Annotated in this window: 14 protein-coding genes; 3 read left to right on the forward strand and 11 right to left on the reverse strand. The window is 65.6% G+C overall.

Annotated elements, in window-relative coordinates:
- Position 1: 1 nt before the first annotated feature.
- From AC3WLX_RS13135 to AC3WLX_RS13170, 8 genes are read right to left on the reverse strand one after another with little or no spacing between them, the layout of a single operon-like run.
- A complete protein-coding gene (locus AC3WLX_RS13135; RefSeq protein ID WP_492336246.1) occupies positions 2–721 on the reverse strand; it encodes an ABC transporter ATP-binding protein in 720 nt (239 codons plus the stop codon).
- Positions 714–1469 carry an ABC transporter ATP-binding protein gene (locus AC3WLX_RS13140; protein WP_492336247.1) on the reverse strand — a complete coding sequence of 252 codons (756 nt, stop codon included), beginning with the start codon at positions 1467–1469 and terminating at the stop codon, positions 714–716. The genes AC3WLX_RS13135 and AC3WLX_RS13140 overlap by 8 nt, the downstream gene beginning before the upstream one ends.
- Complete coding sequence (locus tag AC3WLX_RS13145; protein ID WP_492336248.1) at positions 1466–2464, reverse strand: branched-chain amino acid ABC transporter permease; 999 nt, start codon at positions 2462–2464, stop codon at positions 1466–1468. Before AC3WLX_RS13145 ends, AC3WLX_RS13140 begins: the two co-directional genes overlap by 4 nt.
- Complete coding sequence (locus tag AC3WLX_RS13150; RefSeq protein WP_492336249.1) at positions 2461–3336, reverse strand: branched-chain amino acid ABC transporter permease; 876 nt, start codon at positions 3334–3336, stop codon at positions 2461–2463. Before AC3WLX_RS13150 ends, AC3WLX_RS13145 begins: the two co-directional genes overlap by 4 nt.
- 10 nt (positions 3337–3346) lie before the next feature.
- Complete coding sequence (locus tag AC3WLX_RS13155; RefSeq protein ID WP_492336250.1) at positions 3347–4588, reverse strand: ABC transporter substrate-binding protein; 1242 nt, start codon at positions 4586–4588, stop codon at positions 3347–3349.
- A 22-nt stretch (positions 4589–4610) separates the two neighbouring features.
- Entirely contained in the window at positions 4611–6986 is a 2376-nt protein-coding gene (locus tag AC3WLX_RS13160; protein ID WP_492336251.1) for a xanthine dehydrogenase family protein molybdopterin-binding subunit, read from the reverse strand.
- Positions 6983–7507: a (2Fe-2S)-binding protein gene (locus AC3WLX_RS13165; protein ID WP_492336252.1), complete on the reverse strand. Its 525-nt coding sequence runs from the start codon at positions 7505–7507 to the stop codon at positions 6983–6985. Before AC3WLX_RS13165 ends, AC3WLX_RS13160 begins: the two co-directional genes overlap by 4 nt.
- A complete protein-coding gene (locus AC3WLX_RS13170) occupies positions 7504–8364 on the reverse strand; it encodes an FAD binding domain-containing protein (protein WP_492336253.1) in 861 nt (286 codons plus the stop codon). Before AC3WLX_RS13170 ends, AC3WLX_RS13165 begins: the two co-directional genes overlap by 4 nt.
- A gap of 252 nt (positions 8365–8616) precedes the next feature.
- Between AC3WLX_RS13170 and AC3WLX_RS13175 the strand changes: the two genes are divergently transcribed.
- Complete coding sequence (locus AC3WLX_RS13175; protein ID WP_492336254.1) at positions 8617–9234, forward strand: TetR/AcrR family transcriptional regulator; 618 nt, start codon at positions 8617–8619, stop codon at positions 9232–9234.
- A gap of 53 nt (positions 9235–9287) precedes the next feature.
- Here the strand turns inward: AC3WLX_RS13175 and hutU are convergent, their stop codons facing one another.
- The 3 genes from hutU to hutI are packed head-to-tail and all read right to left on the reverse strand — an operon-like array spanning position 9288 to position 13736.
- A complete protein-coding gene (gene hutU, locus AC3WLX_RS13180; protein WP_492336255.1) occupies positions 9288–10955 on the reverse strand; it encodes a urocanate hydratase in 1668 nt (555 codons plus the stop codon).
- Positions 10956–10965: 10 nt separating this feature from the next.
- Positions 10966–12525 (reverse strand): histidine ammonia-lyase, encoded by a 1560-nt coding sequence (gene hutH, locus AC3WLX_RS13185; RefSeq protein WP_492336256.1) that lies wholly within the window; start codon positions 12523–12525, stop codon positions 10966–10968.
- The gene (hutI, locus tag AC3WLX_RS13190; protein WP_492336257.1) at positions 12522–13736 is read right to left on the reverse strand and encodes an imidazolonepropionase; all 1215 of its coding nucleotides are present in this window, start codon (positions 13734–13736) and stop codon (positions 12522–12524) included. The genes hutH and hutI overlap by 4 nt, the downstream gene beginning before the upstream one ends.
- An 85-nt stretch (positions 13737–13821) precedes the next feature.
- On the opposite strand from hutI, the gene AC3WLX_RS13195 reads away from it, so the two are divergent.
- Complete coding sequence (locus tag AC3WLX_RS13195) at positions 13822–15180, forward strand: formimidoylglutamate deiminase (protein ID WP_492336258.1); 1359 nt, start codon at positions 13822–13824, stop codon at positions 15178–15180.
- Positions 15177–15902 (forward strand): histidine utilization transcriptional repressor HutC, encoded by a 726-nt coding sequence (hutC, locus tag AC3WLX_RS13200; RefSeq protein ID WP_492336259.1) that lies wholly within the window; start codon positions 15177–15179, stop codon positions 15900–15902. Before AC3WLX_RS13195 ends, hutC begins: the two co-directional genes overlap by 4 nt.
- The last annotated feature ends 55 nt before the right edge of the window (positions 15903–15957 follow it).

Here is a 15957-nt window from a genome sequence, read left to right on the forward strand (position 1 = left end):
ATCACACCGCGCAGTAGCGTTCCTGGATATCCTTGTCCGCGAGTAGCGCCGCCGCGCTGCTTTGATGAACGACCTCGCCTTGATCGATGATGACGGCGCGGTCGGCGAGCCGCAACGCCCACTCGACGTTCTGCTCCACCAGGAGCAGCGTCTTGCCCTGTTCGCGCAGGCCACGGAACAGCACGCCCATTTCCTCGACGAGAACAGGCATGATGCCCTCGGAGGGCTCGTCGAGCAGGATCATCTTCGGTTTTGCGATCAGCGCCCGGGCGATCGCCAGCATCTGCTGCTCGCCGCCCGAGAGCGTCACACCTTCCTGATCGAGACGCTCCTTCAGGCGCGGAAAGGTTTCGGCGATCTCGTCGATCGCCGCGCGCTCCTCGATCTCGCCGCCGGCTGCGACTAGGCCGAGCCGCAGATTCTCGCGCACGGACAGGCCTGGGACGATGCGGCGCTCCTCGGGCACGTAAGCGAGGCCGAGGTGGAAGCGCTGATGTGCGCGAAGCGGCAGCAGTTCCCTGCCCTCGAATCGCACGCGGCCCGTCGCCTTCGGCATCAGCCCCATCATCGCGCGCAAGGTCGTGGTCTTGCCGGCGCCATTGCGGCCGACGAGGGCGACCACCTCGCCCGGGTCCACGCGCAGGGAGATGCCATGAAGGACATGGCTGGTGCCGTACCAGGCATGGAGATCGTCGATTTCGAGCAGCGCGGTCTCAGCCATAGCCCTCACTCTGTCCGAGATAGACCCGGCGGACTTCCGGATTGCTCCGGATCTCGTCGGGCGCGCCGTCTGCCAGCAGGCGGCCGTGATGCAACACCACGACACGCTTGCTGAGCCCGAGCACCATCTTCATCTTGTGCTCGACCAGCAGCACCGTGCGCTTGTCGGCGAGACGTTCGAGCAGAGCGACCATGTCCTTGGTCTCTTCCGGCCCCATGCCGGCGGTCGGCTCGTCCAGCAGCAGCAATTCCGGCTCGGAGACCAGCGCGATCGCGATCTCCAGCGCGCGCTGCTGTCCATGCGCCAGGAATTTTGCCAATTCGCTCCGCCTGGTCAGCAGTCCGACTGCCTCCAGCGCGGCGTCCGCGCGTGCATCCAGTTCAGCCAGCCGCGCCCGGTTGCGCCAGATGTCGTAGCTCACCACCAACGCCTGGGCGGCCACGCGCACGTTCTCGTGCACGGACAGATCCGGAAAGATGTTCGTGATCTGGTAGGAGCGCGAGATGCCCTGATGCACGAAGCGATGCTGCGGCAAGCCGTTCAGCTCGCGCCCCCTGAAATGCAACTTGCCCGAGGTCGGCGTCAGCACACCCGAAAGGATGTTGAAGAAGGTGCTCTTGCCGGCGCCGTTTGGCCCGATGATCGAGGTCAGTTGTCCCGCGGCAAAGGACACGGTGATGCCTTCGAGCGCCACGAAGCCACCAAAGCGCTTGCCGATGCCTTCGGCGCGTAGGAGCTCGCCGCTCATCGTCGTGCCTTTCCGATGCCGATGGCGTCGAGCAGCGTTCCCCAGATGCCCTTGGGCAGGAAGAGCACGAACAGCACGAAGATCGCGCCGACGAAAATCTGCCAATGCGGCGTCCAGAGCGAGATCACGTCCTCCAGGATGAGAAAGCTGGCTGCGCCAACGAACGGTCCGAAGAAGCTGCGGGCGCCGCCGAGCAGCACCATCATCACGATCATGCCGGAGGTCTGGTAATGCAGGATATCTAGCGGAACGATCGACAGATGCAGCGCCAGCATGCAGCCGCCGAGCGACGAGATCGCACCCGACAGCATGAACACGACCAGCTTGCTGCGCTCGACGTCGTAGCCGCAGGCCCGCGCTCTCTGCTCGTTCTCGCGGATCGCCTCGATGACGGCTCCGAACGGCGAGTTCAGGATGCGCGACTGGAACCACATCGCCAGCGCCGCGAAGGCCATCAGCACGTAGTACTTGTTGACGGGATCGAGGAAGTTGATCTGGAAGCCGAGCAGATTGATACGGTCGACGGTGAAGCCGCGAAGGCCGTTCTCGCCGCCGGTGAAGGAGGACGCCTGCAGCGCCACGTAGTAGACGAGCTGGGCGAGCGCGAGCGTGACCATCGAAAAATAGATGCCGCGGGTGCGCGTCGACACGAGGCCGATTGCGGCGGCCAGGCAGGTGCTGAGAAGAACGGCCACAGGCACTGCGGCGAACCAGGGGACTCCGTAGCGGCCGATCGCAATGCCGGTGAAGTAGGCGCCCGCGCCGAAGAAGGCGGCCTGACCGAACGACAGCAGCCCGGTGTAGCCGAACAGCAGATTGTAGCCCATCACCACGACGCCATAGATCAGGACGTTGACGGCCAGCGCTTTCGACGGCAACAGCCAGGGCAGCAAGGCAAGCACGGCAATGGAGAGCAGCACGCGATGCTCCAGAATCCGGCCGAGGCCGTCCGGCGCCGGCTTGGCGAGGGCTTCGCCGCTCGATGATCTCGTCACGCGGTCCTCCCTCTCACGCCGAACAGACCCTGCGGGCGGATCAACAGCACCACCGCCATCAGCGCGAACATCACGATGGTCGCCATTTCAGGTGCGAACAGGGCGACCATGCTGATGGAAATGCCGACCATGAGTCCGGCGACGACCGCGCCGACAATCGAACCGAGCCCACCGATCACGGTCACGACAAAGGCCTCGGCCAGCACCAGCGAGCCCATCTCCGGATTGACGCTGCGCATGGGCCCTGCGAGCACGCCGCCAAGCGCGGCAAGTCCCACCCCAAGTCCGAAGATCGCGAGCCAGACCCGGCCTATGTCGACACCGAGCACCTGCATGATGGTGGGATCGCGGGCGCCGGCGCGCACGATCAGGCCGACGCGGGTCTTCTCCAGGGTCAGCCACAGCGCCAGCAGCACCACCGCCACCAACACGATGACGAACAGACGGTAGCGCGGGAAGAACCCAATGCCGAGATCGAGCACGCCGATCAGCTGCGACGGCGTCGGAAATGGGATGCCGTCGCTGCCGAACACGATGCGCACGCCCTCGACCAGGATGTAGCTGAGGCCGAAGGTGAGCAGCAGCGGATCGTCGATCGAGCGTCCATAAAGCCTGCGGATCAGGACGAACTCGATCAGCATGCCGAAAGCGCCGATCAGGATGGGGGCAAGCAGCATTCCCCACCAGAAGCTTCCCGTGAGCGACGCCAGATAAAGCCCCGCGTAGGCCCCGATCATGAACAGCGCGCCGTGGGCGAAGTTGACCACCCCCAGCATGCCGAACACGATCGTGAGCCCAAGCGCAGTGATCACCAGGACCGCCCCAAGGGCGATCCCGGAGAGAAGCTGCATGATGATCAGCGACAGGTCCATCGGCCAGGCTTCAGGTGGCGTGGCCGAGCTCGCCGCAGCTACGCAGCATGTCGTCCGAGCCGGCGTCGTTGGCCAGGATCGCAAACAGATCGTTCTCGCCTGTCATGGCCGACTTCTTCTTGGACTCGAGCACGAGCACCGACTGCACCGACTGATGGTCGCATTTGCGGTAGTGTTGCGGGCCCTTGGTCAGATCATACTGCAGCTTCTCGAGCGCATCGATCACCTTGTCGGTGTCGGTGCCGCCGGCCGCCTGCATCGCGGCCAGCAACGATCCGACACCGGAATAGCCGTAGGCGCCGTAATCGGTCGGGATCGCACCGCTATTGGCGGCCTTGAAGGCTGCGTTGAAGGCGGCTGCCGACTTGCTCTGCGTCTCCAGACCCCAGTAATAATTAGCGCCGCCGACTACCCCCTCGAACACGTCGGGGCCGACGGCCAGGCGCTGATTGTGCAGGATCACCGGCACCACGATCTTCATCTGCTGCTTGACGCCGAAATCCACCGCCTGCTTGATCGAGTTGGCTTGATCCCGGCCGAAATTTGAGATGCACAGCACGTCCGGACGCATCGACATCAGGCGGGGCATGAAGGTGGAATAGTCGGCCGCGCCGAACGGGTGCAGAATCTCTCCGACGCTGTCCGCGCCGATCGCCGCCTGAGCGCGCTTGAAGCCGCGCAGCATCTCGTGGCCATAGGCATAGTCGGCAACGAGATGCGCGACCTTCATGCCTTTCTTCAGCGTCTGGCGCGCAACGGCCGCGGTCGTCATGTGCGGGTTCAGCGCCTCGTGGAAGGTGTATTTGCTGAAATCTTTGGCCTCGTTGATCGTGTCGGACTGGCTGATGGAGACGTAGATCACGCCACGGGCGCGGGTGACTTCGTTGACTGCGAGCTGCACGGCACTGGAGAGCGCGCCGACCACCGCGTGGACCTTGTCCTTCTCGATCAGCTCGAGCGTGCGGGTCGCGGCCTCGCCGGCATTCAGCTTGTCGTCGCGCACCAGGAGCTCGACCTTGCGTCTGGCAATGCCGCCCTTGTCGTTGACCAGCTTCACCGCGAGCTCGGCGCATTTGACCTGATCGCGCGCTTCCGCCGCGAACGGGCCTGTCAGCGGCGTCGGGAAGCCGATGCGGATCGTCTCGTCCGCGGCGCGGCCAAGCCGGGGCATGGCGAGCAGCGCTGCGCCGGCGGAGAGGCCGGCGAGCGCGGTGCGACGGGTTATCTTCGACATCGAACCGGATTTGGGCATGATTTCCTCCAATCGTCTTTTTCTAGAAACGCGTCAGGGCTTTCAGGACTTTGGTGGGCGTGATCGGAATCGAATTGATGGTGGCACCGAACGGCGCAAGCGCGTCGTTGACGGCATTGAGCACGCAGGCGGACGCCGCCGCGGTGCCGGCCTCGCCGACGCCCTTCGCGCCGAGCACGGTATCGGCGGTCGGCGTCTCGACATGGGCGATGACGATGTCAGGTATCTCCATCGGCATGGGCACGAGATAGTCTGCGAGCGAACCGTTCATGAGCTGGCCGGTCTCGCTGTATCTGCATTCCTCGAACAACGCAGCGCCCAGCCCCTGCACGATGCCGCCACGGAGCTGCTCGTCCACCAGCATCGGATTGATGACGCGGCCGCAATCCTCGACGATGAAGTGCTTCGATAGCTTGACGAAGCCGGTTTCCACGTCGACCTCCAGCAAGCAGCCCTGGATGCCGTTGGTGAACGCGAAGGGATACCCCTGCGGCGCAAAGTGGTGGCTGACGGTGAGCTGCGCCTGCGTACCCGGCGGCAGTGTGTCGGAGCGGAAATAGGAGATCCGTGCGATTTCCGCGATCGGCATCCGCTGGTTCCGCGTGCCTGCGTCGACGACCTCGCCATCGACGATGTCCAGCGCCGACGTCTGCTCCTGGAGGATCAGCGCAGCGATTTCCAGGATGTTGCGCTTGAGCGCCCGCGCGGCCTGAAGCGCAGTCTCGCCGCCGATGCCGGCACCGCGGCAGGCCCAGGTGGCGCCGCCATGCGGCGTCACCTCGGTATCGCCGGTGATGACCTTGACGCGCTCCTGTGCTAGCCCGAGCTGATCCGCCACGATCTGGCTGATGATCGCTTCGGTGCCCTGCCCCTGTTCGGTGACGGAGATCAGGCAACGCACCTCTCCCGACGGTGTCAGGCTGACGGTCGCACCATCCTGCGACGAGATCCGCGCGCCGCCGACGCCATAGAAAGCCGGGCTGGGGTTGGTGATCTCGACGAAGGTCGCGATGCCGATGCCGCGGTAGACGCCGCGCTTGCGCAACTCCACCTGCTCGGCACGCAACGCATCATAGTCCATGATCTCACGCAGGCGGTTCAGGCAGGCCTGATGCGATAGCGCCTCGAAGCGGTAGCCTGTCGGCGAGGTCAGCGGATAGGCGTCGTCGGCAATGACGTTCTGCACTCGGATAGCGAACGGATCGAGGCCAATCTTTGCCGCCGCGATGTCGACCATCCGCTCGGTGACGGCGCAGGCGATGGGGTGGCCGACGGCGCGGTATTGGCTGGTCTGCACCTTGTTCTGGAAGATCACCTCCAGCGTGGCCCGGTAGTTCTTGAAGCGATAGGGCGCACCGATCAGGCGGATCACCTGGTTGCCCTCGACCACGCTTGTCCGCGGATAGGTCGAAAACGCGCCAATGGCGGTCAGATCCAGCACGTCCATCGCGAGAATTTCGCCGTTCGCGTCGAGCGCCATACGCGCGCGGACGCGGTGGTCGCGGGCATGGATGTCGGAAACGAACGATTCGATTCGGTCCGCGACATACTTGACGGGACGTCCCAGCAGGATCGAGAGGCCCACCACGGCCATGTCCTCGTGGTAGACATGCAGCTTCATCCCGAACGAGCCGCCGATGTCGGTCGCGACCACGCGAACGCGCGACTCCGGGATGCCGTAATGGCGCGAGTAGAGGTCCTGGAACTGGTACGGCGTCTGGGTGCCATGATGCACGGTGAGCGCGCCGGCCGCAGGATCGTAGTCGGCCAAAATGGCGCGCGGTTCGAGCGTCACCGCGGTATGGCGGCCGAAGATGAACTCCTCCTCCACGACGTGGACGGCTTGCGCAAATGCGTCGTCGACAGTGCCGCTGTCGAGCTGGCTGCGGAAGCAGACGTTGTTGGCATCGCCGGGGTTGACGAGCGGGCCGCCGGCCTCGCGTGCGCTGGCGATGTCGACGACGGCAGGAAGTTCCACGTAGTCGATTTTGATCAGCTCCAGCGCGTCCTCCGCAATCGTCCGGCTCTCGGCGACGACGGCGACCACCGCCTGCCCGGCCCAGACCACGCGATCGAGCGGCAGCGGCAGTTGCGGCGGCGAAGTCATGCCCTTGAAATGATCGAGCGTGCCCGTCCACGGCGTGCAGATCCGGGCGAGATCCGCGCCCGTGGCGACGAGATGCACACCCTCGACCGAGCGCGCCTCGTCGGCCTTGATCGAGACGATCTTCGCATGCGCATGCGGACTGCGCAGGAACGCGGCATGGAGCATGCGCGGCAGCCGGAGATCGCTGATGTAACGCCCGCGCCCGGCGAGCAAGCGCTTGGCGTTCGGCCGCGGCACCGAGCGGCCGATATAGGAGTTCGGGCGGTCGAGCGAGGTGAGCGGAGCGGTCATGTGACGCCTCCGCGATCGCTGCGTGCCATCGCTACCGCTTCGATGGAATCGACAATCGCCTCATAACCAGTGCAGCGGCAATAATTGCCCGACAGCGCGTCGCGGATCTGCTCTCGGCTCGGCTGCGCCACCTGCGAGAGCAGCTCGTGCGCATTGACCAGCATGCCCGGAGTACAGAACCCGCATTGGAGAGCGTTGCGGCGATGAAATTCGGCTTGGAGCTCAGCGAGCACACCCCTCTCGGTGAGACCTTCGATCGTGTCGACCTCGGCGCCATCGGCCTGCACCGCGAACATCAGGCAGGAATGCACCGCGCGTCCGTCGAGCTGAACCAGGCAGGCGCCGCAGGCGCCCATCTCGCAGCCGGCATGTGTCCCCGTCAGCTCGAGCTTTTCGCGCAGGCAATCGACCAGCGTGTCGCGCGGCGCGACCTCACAGGAGACCTTACGGCCGTTGACAATGAGGCGGACGCGCACGGTCTCGTCGGGTTCATTCAACAGGGCTTCGTCGAAACCGCTCATGCGCTTTCTCCGAGACGGCCGAGCAGGCGGCCGAGCAGCACACGGGCGAGATGCAGGCGCATCGCCGGCGGCACCTCGTCGCTCTCGGGCGGCGCCAGATCGCCTTCGAGCGCTGCTTGCGCGGCCGCGATACGCTCGGCATCGAGCCGCGGGCCGATCAGGGCGCGTTCGGCCCCCTTTGCTCGGATCGGCGTATTGCCAACAGAGAAGAAGGAGATGCGGATTTCATCGATGCGGCCGCCCGGGCAGGCCGCCATGATCCCGCAGCCAACCAGCGCATAATCCCCGCGCCGGCGCGCCAGCTCATCGAACACAAAACGCTGATCAGCCCTGAACAGCGGGACGTATATCGCGATGACCAGTTCGCCGGGCTGCAACGCAGTTTCGAACAAGTCGACGAAGAAGTCGTCGGCCTTCACGCGCCGGCTGCCCGAGGGACCGGCGATCTCGATCTCGGCATCCAGCGCCAAGGTCATCGCTGGAAACTCGGACGCGGGGTCGGCCAACGCGACGCTGCCGCCGAACGTGCCGCGGTTACGAATCGCAGGGTGGGCGACGAAGGGCGCCGCCGCATGCAAAAGCGGCGCGAACTCGGCGATCAAGGGCTCGCTCAGCATCTCGGAATGGCGCGTCAGCGCGCCGATGCGCAAGTTGCCTCCTTCGCGCCTGACGCCCCGCATCTCGTCGATATGAGTAATGTCGATCAGCAGCCGCGGCGCCTGGAGCCGCAGCGAAAGCGCCGGCACCAGGCTCTGGCCGCCAGCGATGTAGCGCGCATCATCCCCGGCGCGCGCGTGGGCATCCAGCGCCTGGTCGATCGTCGCAGCACGAAAGTAGCTGAAAGCCCTCGCCTTCACTGCCGTTTCCTCGATCCCTCGGCTCACCAGCCGGGATGCCAGATTTGTAACCATCTGGTCTCAAAATCCTGACATGATGCCGAAGGCCGGTCAACAGGAAATGACCATTTGGTCACAAATGCAGCTTGGGCTATGAAGGTGCGAGACGTACGATTCAGCGACGAAATGGTCCGAAAATCGCAGAAAACGGCCAAGCGACCGGCCCGAAAACGAACCGAGGCAGGCACCACGTCCGAGCCAAAGCGCCGCAATATGCGCGCGCCGGATCGGGAGCGTGCGATCGTGGACGAGGCGATCCGCTTCTTTGCCGAGCGCGGCTTCGAAGGCCAGACCCGCGAGCTCGCCAAGCGCATGGGCATCACCCACTCGGCGATCTATCGCCACTTCCCCAGCAAGGAGGCGCTGATCGAGCGGGTCTACCAGGAGGTCTATCTCAGCCGCTGGTCGCCCGACTGGGGACCGATGATCCGCGACCGCGCTTTGCCGCTGGAGGCCCGATTGACACGCTTCTATCTCGACTATGTCGAACGGGTGTTCGAGTACAATTGGGTACGGATCTTCGTTTTCTCCGGCATGAAGTCGTTCGGTATCACCAGCCGCTATCTCGACATCGTCCGCCGCGAGATCATCGAGCCCGCTGCGGCTGAGCTGCGCCACGACCTGAGGCTCCCCGATGCGAAGGCGCATCCGCTGAGTGAGCGCGAGACCGAGCTGTTCTGGGGCCTGCACGGCCGTATCTTCTATCTCGCCATCCGCAAGTTCATCTACGCAACGCCGATCCCGCTCGATCTCGGTGCCATCGTCCGCGACGCCGTCCAGACCTTCATGGACGGTGCGAAGACAACGATGCCGAAGTTGCTGAAAGCCTGATCCGTGACAGCGCTCGCCACTTCCCGACGGGGAGAGGCGAAGACGAGCCGCGACTATTCAAGGCTCGGCAGATCGAGCCCCTTGTCGCGGGCACAGTCGATGGCGATGTCGTAGCCTGCATCGGCGTGGCGCATGACGCCGCTGGCGGGATCATTCCACAGCACGCGCTCGACCCGCTTGGCCGCTTCCGGGGTGCCGTCGGCGACAATCACCATGCCAGCGTGCTGGGAATAGCCGATGCCGACGCCGCCGCCATGGTGCAACGACACCCAGGTCGCGCCGCTGGCGCAATTGAGCAGTGCGTTAAGCAGAGGCCAGTCAGACACGGCGTCCGAGCCGTCCTTCATCGCCTCGGTCTCGCGGTTGGGGCTCGCCACCGAGCCGCTGTCGAGGTGATCGCGGCCGATCACGATCGGCGCCTTCAACTCGCCGCGCGCCACCATCTCGTTGAAGGCGAGGCCGAGGCGATGGCGGTCGCCGAGACCGACCCAGCAGATCCGTGCCGGCAGGCCCTGGAACTTGATGCGCTCCTTGGCCATGTCGAGCCAATTGTGCAGATGCTTGTCGTCAGGCATCAGCTCCTTGACCTTCGCGTCTGTTCTGAAGATGTCCTCGGGATCGCCCGACAGCGCCGCCCAGCGGAACGGCCCGACGCCGCGGCAGAACAAGGGACGGATATAGGCGGGAACGAAGCCGGGGAAATCGAAGGCGTTTGTCAGGCCCATGTCCTGCGCCATCTGACGGATGTTGTTGCCGTAGTCGAGTGTCGGGATGCCCTGCGCGTGGAAATCCAGCATCGCCTGGACGTGCTCGACCATCGACGTTTTCGACGCGCGCTCGACTGCCTTTGGATCGGAAGCACGTTTTGTCTCCCATTCCGCCAGCGTCCAGCCCTTCGGCAAGTATCCGTTGATCGGATCATGAGCGCTGGTCTGGTCGGTGACGATGTCGGGCCTGACACCACGGCGAACCAGTTCCGGGAAGATCTCGGCGGCATTGCCGAGCAGGCCGACCGAGACCGCCCTTCTCGTCTTCGCGGCATCCGCCATGATCGCCAGCGCCTCGTCGAGCGTCGCGGCCTGGCGATCGAGATAGCCGGTGCGCAGCCGCATCTCGATGCGGCTCGGCTGGCATTCGACCGCGAGCATCGAAGCACCGGCCATGGTCGCGGCCAGCGGCTGCGCACCGCCCATGCCGCCCAAGCCCGCCGTGAGGATCCATTTGCCGGCGAGGCTGCCGCCGTAATGGCGTCGGCCGACCTCGACGAAGGTCTCGTAAGTGCCCTGAACGATGCCCTGGCTTCCGATATAGATCCAGGATCCGGCCGTCATCTGGCCGTACATCATCAGGCCCTGGCGATCGAGCTCGTTGAAATGATCGAGCGTCGCCCAATGCGGCACGATGTTGGAGTTCGCGATCAGCACGCGCGGGGCGTCGGCATGGGTGCGGAATACGCCGACCGGCTTGCCGGACTGGACCAGCAGCGTCTGATCGCCGTCGAGCTTACGCAAGGCCGCGACGATCCGGTCAAAGCTCTCCCAGTCGCGCGCGGCGCGACCGATGCCGCCATAGACGACGAGTTCGCTCGGACGCTCCGCGACATCAGGGTCGAGATTGTTCATCAGCATGCGCAAGGGCGCTTCCGTCAGCCAACTCTTGGCGCTGATCTCGCTGCCGCGGGGGGCTCGGATGGTGCGGTCATTGTCCAGTCGATGGTTCATGCGGACCTCTTCAGACGAGTCTCGGAAACGGATCGGTGGGAAGCTGCGCGCGCGCAGCGGCCGGAAGCGCGTCGGCTTCGACCAGCGCCGCGGCCTTGGCGAGATCGCCGGCCATGTAGCGATCCGCACCCAGCGCTGGAACCTGCTCGCGCAATGCGCCGATGACGGCAGCCAGCGGCGCGCTCGTTGCATGCGGCGCACGCAGCGTGATGCCCTGGGCGGCGACCAGGAGCTCGATGCCGAGGATGGCGGCGAGGTTGTCGGCCATATCGGACAGGCGCCGCGCGGCATGCGCGGCCATCGACACATGGTCTTCCTGGTTGGCGCTGGTTGGTGTCGAGTCGATTGAGCAGGCGGCTGCGCGCTGCTTGTTCTCGGCATAAAGCGCGGCCGCCGTCACCTCGGCGATCATGAAGCCGGAATTGATGCCGGGATCGGGGGTGAGAAACGGCGGAAGCCCGAAGTTGAGCGCGGGATCGACCAGCGTCGCGATGCGCCGCTCGCTGATTGCGCCGATCTCCGACAGCGCCAGCGCGATGGCGTCGGCAGCGAAGGCCACCGGCTCGGCGTGGAAATTGCCGCCGGAGACGATCTCGCCGGTCTCGACCAGCACCAGCGGATTGTCGGTGACGGCATTGGCCTCGACCATCAGCGTGCGCGCGGCCTGCGTGATCAGGTCGAGCGCTGCGCCGGCGACCTGCGGCTGGCAGCGCAGGCAATAGGGATCCTGCACACGCTCGTCACCTTCGAGGTGCGAGAGGCGGATGTCGCTGCCATCGAGCAGCGCCGTCAGCGTTGCCGCCGCGGCGATCTGCCCGGCGTGGCCGCGCAGCGCCTGGATCTCGGGCCGGAACGGCGCCGTCGAGGCCATCGCAGCATCGACCGACAGCGCCCCGGTCACGAGCGCGGCGCGGGCCAGGCGAAACCCACGTAGCACGCCTGATAGGGCGTAGGCGGTCGAGAACTGTGTCCCGTTGATCAGCGCGAGGCCCTCCTTGGGGCCGAGCGTCAGCGGCGAAAGGCCTGCAGCCGCCAGCGCTTCAGCGCCGGACACGGTTTTCCCGTCAAGGATCGCTTGCCCTTCCCCGATCATCACGGCCGTCATGTGCGCAAGTGGCGCAAGATCGCCGGAGGCGCCCACGGAGCCCTGCTGCGGCACCAGTGGCGTGACGCCACGCGCCAGCATGTCCTGAAGCTGCTCGATCAGCTCGCGTCGCACGCCTGAGGCACCACGCCCGAGCGAAATGATCTTCAGCGCCATCATCAGGCGAACGATCGGTTCCGGCGTCGCCGGGCCGACACCGCAGCAATGCGAGAGGATCAGGTTACGCTGGAGCCGTGTGGTCTGATCGGGCGGAATGCGTTTCGACGCCAGCTTCCCGAAGCCAGTGTTGATGCCGTAGACCGGCGCGTCGGCCCGCGCCGCCTTCGCGACGATCTCCGCCGCGGCCTCGACGCGTGGCCAGAACGACGGATCGAGCACGACGGGCGCACCGTCGAGCACCCGCGCGAAATCATCGAGTCCGACCGTCCCCGGCTTGGCGACGATCGCTGCGCCCTCGTTCGTCATTGTCCTCTCCACACCCGGCGGTGCAGCGGATTGAAACCGATGCGGTAGACCAGTTCGGCGGGCCGCTCGATATCCCAGATCGCAAGGTCACACCATTTGCCCGCCTCCAGCGTGCCGGCCTCCTCGAGGATACCGAGCGCTCGCGCACCTTCGCGGGTGACGCCGGCGAGGCATTCGGCCACAGTCATCCGGAACAGCGTCGCACCCATGTTCATCGCGAGCAGCAGCGAGGTCAACGGCGAGCTCCCGGGATTGCAGTCGGTCGCCAGCGCCATGGGAACACCATGCTTGCGGAACGTCTCCACCGAAGGCTTCTGCGTCTCGCGAATGAAATAGAACGCGCCGGGCAGCAGCACCGCAACCGTCCCGGCCTTCGCCATTGCGGCCGCACCGGCCTCGTCGGTGTGCTCCAGATGATCGGCCGAGAGCGCCGAGAACTTCGCGGCGAGCGCGGCACCGCCAAGATTGGAGAGCTGGTCGGCATGGAGCTTGACCGGCAGTCCAAGTCCCCTCGCCGTCTCGAACACCCGCGCGGTCTGCTCGGCGGAGAATGCGATGCCTTCCATGAAGGCATCGACAGCATCGGCAAGGCCGGCGTTTGCGACCGCAGGCAGCATCTCCCTGCAAACGAGATCGATGTAACGATCCTTGTCGCCCTCGGCCTCCACCGGCAGCGCATGCGCGCCGAGGAAGGAGGTGCGGATCGCGACTGGCCTCTTGCGGCCAAGGCTCCGCGCGGCCGCGAGCTGCCGCAGCTCCGTTGCGGTGTCGAGACCATAGCCGGACTTGATCTCGATCGTGGTTGCACCTTCGGCAATCAAGGCATCGAGCCGAGGCAACGCGCTTGCGATGAGCTCGGCCTCGCTTGCCTTGCGCGTCGCCGCCACGGTCGAAACGATGCCGCCGCCCGCGCGCGCGATCTCCTCATAGCTTGCGCCCCTGAGGCGCAGCTCGAATTCATGCGCGCGGTTGCCGCCATAGACCAAATGGGTGTGACAATCGACGAGCCCCGGCGTGATCCAGCGCCCTCCGCAATCGATCCGTTCGGCCGCATCGGAGTCCACCGGAAAATCGGCCTGCGCACCTGCATAGACGATCCGGCCGCCGCGGGCGGCGATGACGCCGCGTTCGACCTCGCCGAGATCGGGGCCGTTGCCCCGCATCGTGGCGAGGCGGGCATTGTGCCAGATCCGGTCGAAGCGTTCTGCCATGCGGGTGTCCATTCGGCGTCGGATGCTTGACTTATATGTCTAGACATATAATCGTAACGCCGTTCTGTCCAGCCGGCGTGTAACCATGACCCGACTGCATTTCGCTTCCGCGCTCCTGCCTTCGGGCTGGACCAATGACGTGCAGGTGGTTCTCGCCGCCGGCGCGATCGCGGAGGTAACGGCGGGGGTGCAGCCTGCAGCTGGCGACGAGCGTCACGCCGTCGCGCTGCCGGGATTGGCGAGTCTGCACAGCCACGCCTTCCAGCGCGGCATGGCCGGACTTGCGGAGTTGCGGGGCGACAGCACCGATACCTTCTGGACCTGGCGCGAGACCATGTATCGCTTTGCGCTGGCTATGACGCCGGACGACGTCGCGGCTGTTGCGACGCTGCTCTATGTCGAGATGCTCGAGCAGGGTTTTACCCGCGTCGGCGAATTCCACTATCTGCATCACGATCGCGACGGCTCGCCCTACGCTAACCTCGGCGAGATGGCCACGCGCATTGCACAGGCTGCCGAAGCTTCCGGCATTGCACTGACCTTGTTGCCGAGTTTTTATGCGCATAGTTCATTTGGCGGTGCGGCACCCCATGCCGGGCAGCGCCGCTTCATCTGCTCAGTCGATCGGTTCGCCGAATTGATGGCTGCATCGCGCAAGGCGATCGGCGCATTGCCCGGCGCCAATATCGGCGTCGCGCCGCACAGCTTGCGTGCGGTGACGCCCGACGAGCTCAAATCGATCATCCCGCTTGCCGAGGGCGGGCCGGTGCATATCCACGCCGCCGAGCAGGTGAAGGAGGTCGAGGACTGCCTGGCTTGGTCGGGATTGCGGCCGGTGCAATGGTTGCTGGAGCATGCGCCGGTGGATCGGCGCTGGTGCCTCATCCACGCCACGCACATGACGGATGCGGAGGTCACGGCTTTCGCTAGGACCGGTGCGGTGGCCGGCCTCTGTCCCATCACGGAAGCAAGCCTCGGCGACGGCGTCTTTCCTGCGCGGGAATATCTTGCCGCCAGTGGCGCCTTCGGCGTCGGGACCGATTCCAACGTGCTGGTCGGCGTCGCCGACGAACTGCGCCAGCTTGAATATGGCCAGCGGCTGAAGCATCGCGAACGCAACGTGCTCTCCAGCGGAGCGGGACGTTCCACCGGCCGCGCATTGTTCGACCATGCTCTTGCGGGCGGCGCGCAAGCGCTGGCGCAAGCGACATTCGGCCTTGCACCGGGGGCGCGCGCCGACATCGTCACGCTCGATACGGCGCATCCTTCGCTGGCAGGCCGCGCCGGCGACGCGGCGATCGACGGCTGGATCTTCGCGGCCGGCGGCGGCGCGATCGATTGTGTCTGGGCGAGCGGCCACAAGGTCGTCGAAGGCGGGCGGCACAGGCTGCGCCAGCCCGCGCGCGAACGTTTCAACGCCTCGGTGCGGAGGCTCGTCGCATGAGCCTCGTGACCGACGCCGACAAGCCGACACTCTACAAGCGCATCCGCGCCGACATCGAGCAGCGTATCCTGACCGGCGAATGGCCGCCCGGCCATCGCATCCCCTTCGAGCACGAACTGGTGGCCAGTTACGGCTGCTCGCGCATGACCGTGAACAAGGCGCTGTCCGAACTCGCACAAGCCGACCTGATCGAGCGGCGGCGGCGCGCCGGCTCCTTCGTGCGGCGGCCGCAGCATCAGTCGGCGGTGCTGAAGATCGCCGACATCCGCGCCGAGATCACCACGCTCGGCCGCTCCTACGGTTACGAGCTGATCGGCCGCAAGCTGCGCACCGCGACGGCTGCCGACCGCGACCGTCTCGGCGTGAACAAGGCCGGCAAGGTGGTCGCGATCACCTGCCGCCATAGCGCCGACAACGTGCCCTTCGCGGTCGAGGACCGGCTGATCGACCTGTCGTCCGTGCCGGATGCCGCGACCGCGGACTTCTCGCGCGAGCCGCCTGGTTCCTGGCTGCTTCACCATGTCCCATGGACAGAGGCCGAGCACACGATCAGCGCCATCGTTGCGGACGATCGCACGGCGGTCGCGCTCGCAATCGCCGTCGGCGCGCCCTGTCTCGTGATCGATCGCTATACCTGGCGCAGCGCACGCACCATCACCGCCGTGCGCCTGCTCTATCCCGGTGACTCTCACCGCCTTGTCGCGCGATTCAAGGGGGGCTGAGAGAATGTGTCGGCACAAATCGTGCAACGCTTCGCGGAACCGCCCATATGGGCCG

The organism is Bradyrhizobium sp. FW305-F6, from assembly GCF_058782905.1.

What these genes read in the sequence shown, in the direction of transcription:
- hutC (WP_492336259.1), top strand. Translation starts at nt 15,177, where the DNA reads ATGAGCCTCGTGACCGACGCCGACAAGCCGACACTCTACAAGCGCATC.
- hutI (WP_492336257.1), bottom strand. Translation starts at nt 13,736, where the DNA reads ATGGCAGAACGCTTCGACCGGATCTGGCACAATGCCCGCCTCGCCACG.
- hutU (WP_492336255.1), bottom strand. Translation starts at nt 10,955, where the DNA reads ATGAACCATCGACTGGACAATGACCGCACCATCCGAGCCCCCCGCGGC.
- AC3WLX_RS13135 (WP_492336246.1), bottom strand. Translation starts at nt 721, where the DNA reads ATGGCTGAGACCGCGCTGCTCGAAATCGACGATCTCCATGCCTGGTAC.
- AC3WLX_RS13195 (WP_492336258.1), top strand. Translation starts at nt 13,822, where the DNA reads ATGACCCGACTGCATTTCGCTTCCGCGCTCCTGCCTTCGGGCTGGACC.
- AC3WLX_RS13140 (WP_492336247.1), bottom strand. Translation starts at nt 1,469, where the DNA reads ATGAGCGGCGAGCTCCTACGCGCCGAAGGCATCGGCAAGCGCTTTGGT.
- AC3WLX_RS13165 (WP_492336252.1), bottom strand. Translation starts at nt 7,507, where the DNA reads ATGAGCGGTTTCGACGAAGCCCTGTTGAATGAACCCGACGAGACCGTG.
- AC3WLX_RS13155 (WP_492336250.1), bottom strand. Translation starts at nt 4,588, where the DNA reads ATGCCCAAATCCGGTTCGATGTCGAAGATAACCCGTCGCACCGCGCTC.
- AC3WLX_RS13175 (WP_492336254.1), top strand. Translation starts at nt 8,617, where the DNA reads ATGCGCGCGCCGGATCGGGAGCGTGCGATCGTGGACGAGGCGATCCGC.
- AC3WLX_RS13160 (WP_492336251.1), bottom strand. Translation starts at nt 6,986, where the DNA reads ATGACCGCTCCGCTCACCTCGCTCGACCGCCCGAACTCCTATATCGGC.
- hutH (WP_492336256.1), bottom strand. Translation starts at nt 12,525, where the DNA reads ATGACGAACGAGGGCGCAGCGATCGTCGCCAAGCCGGGGACGGTCGGA.
- AC3WLX_RS13150 (WP_492336249.1), bottom strand. Translation starts at nt 3,336, where the DNA reads ATGGACCTGTCGCTGATCATCATGCAGCTTCTCTCCGGGATCGCCCTT.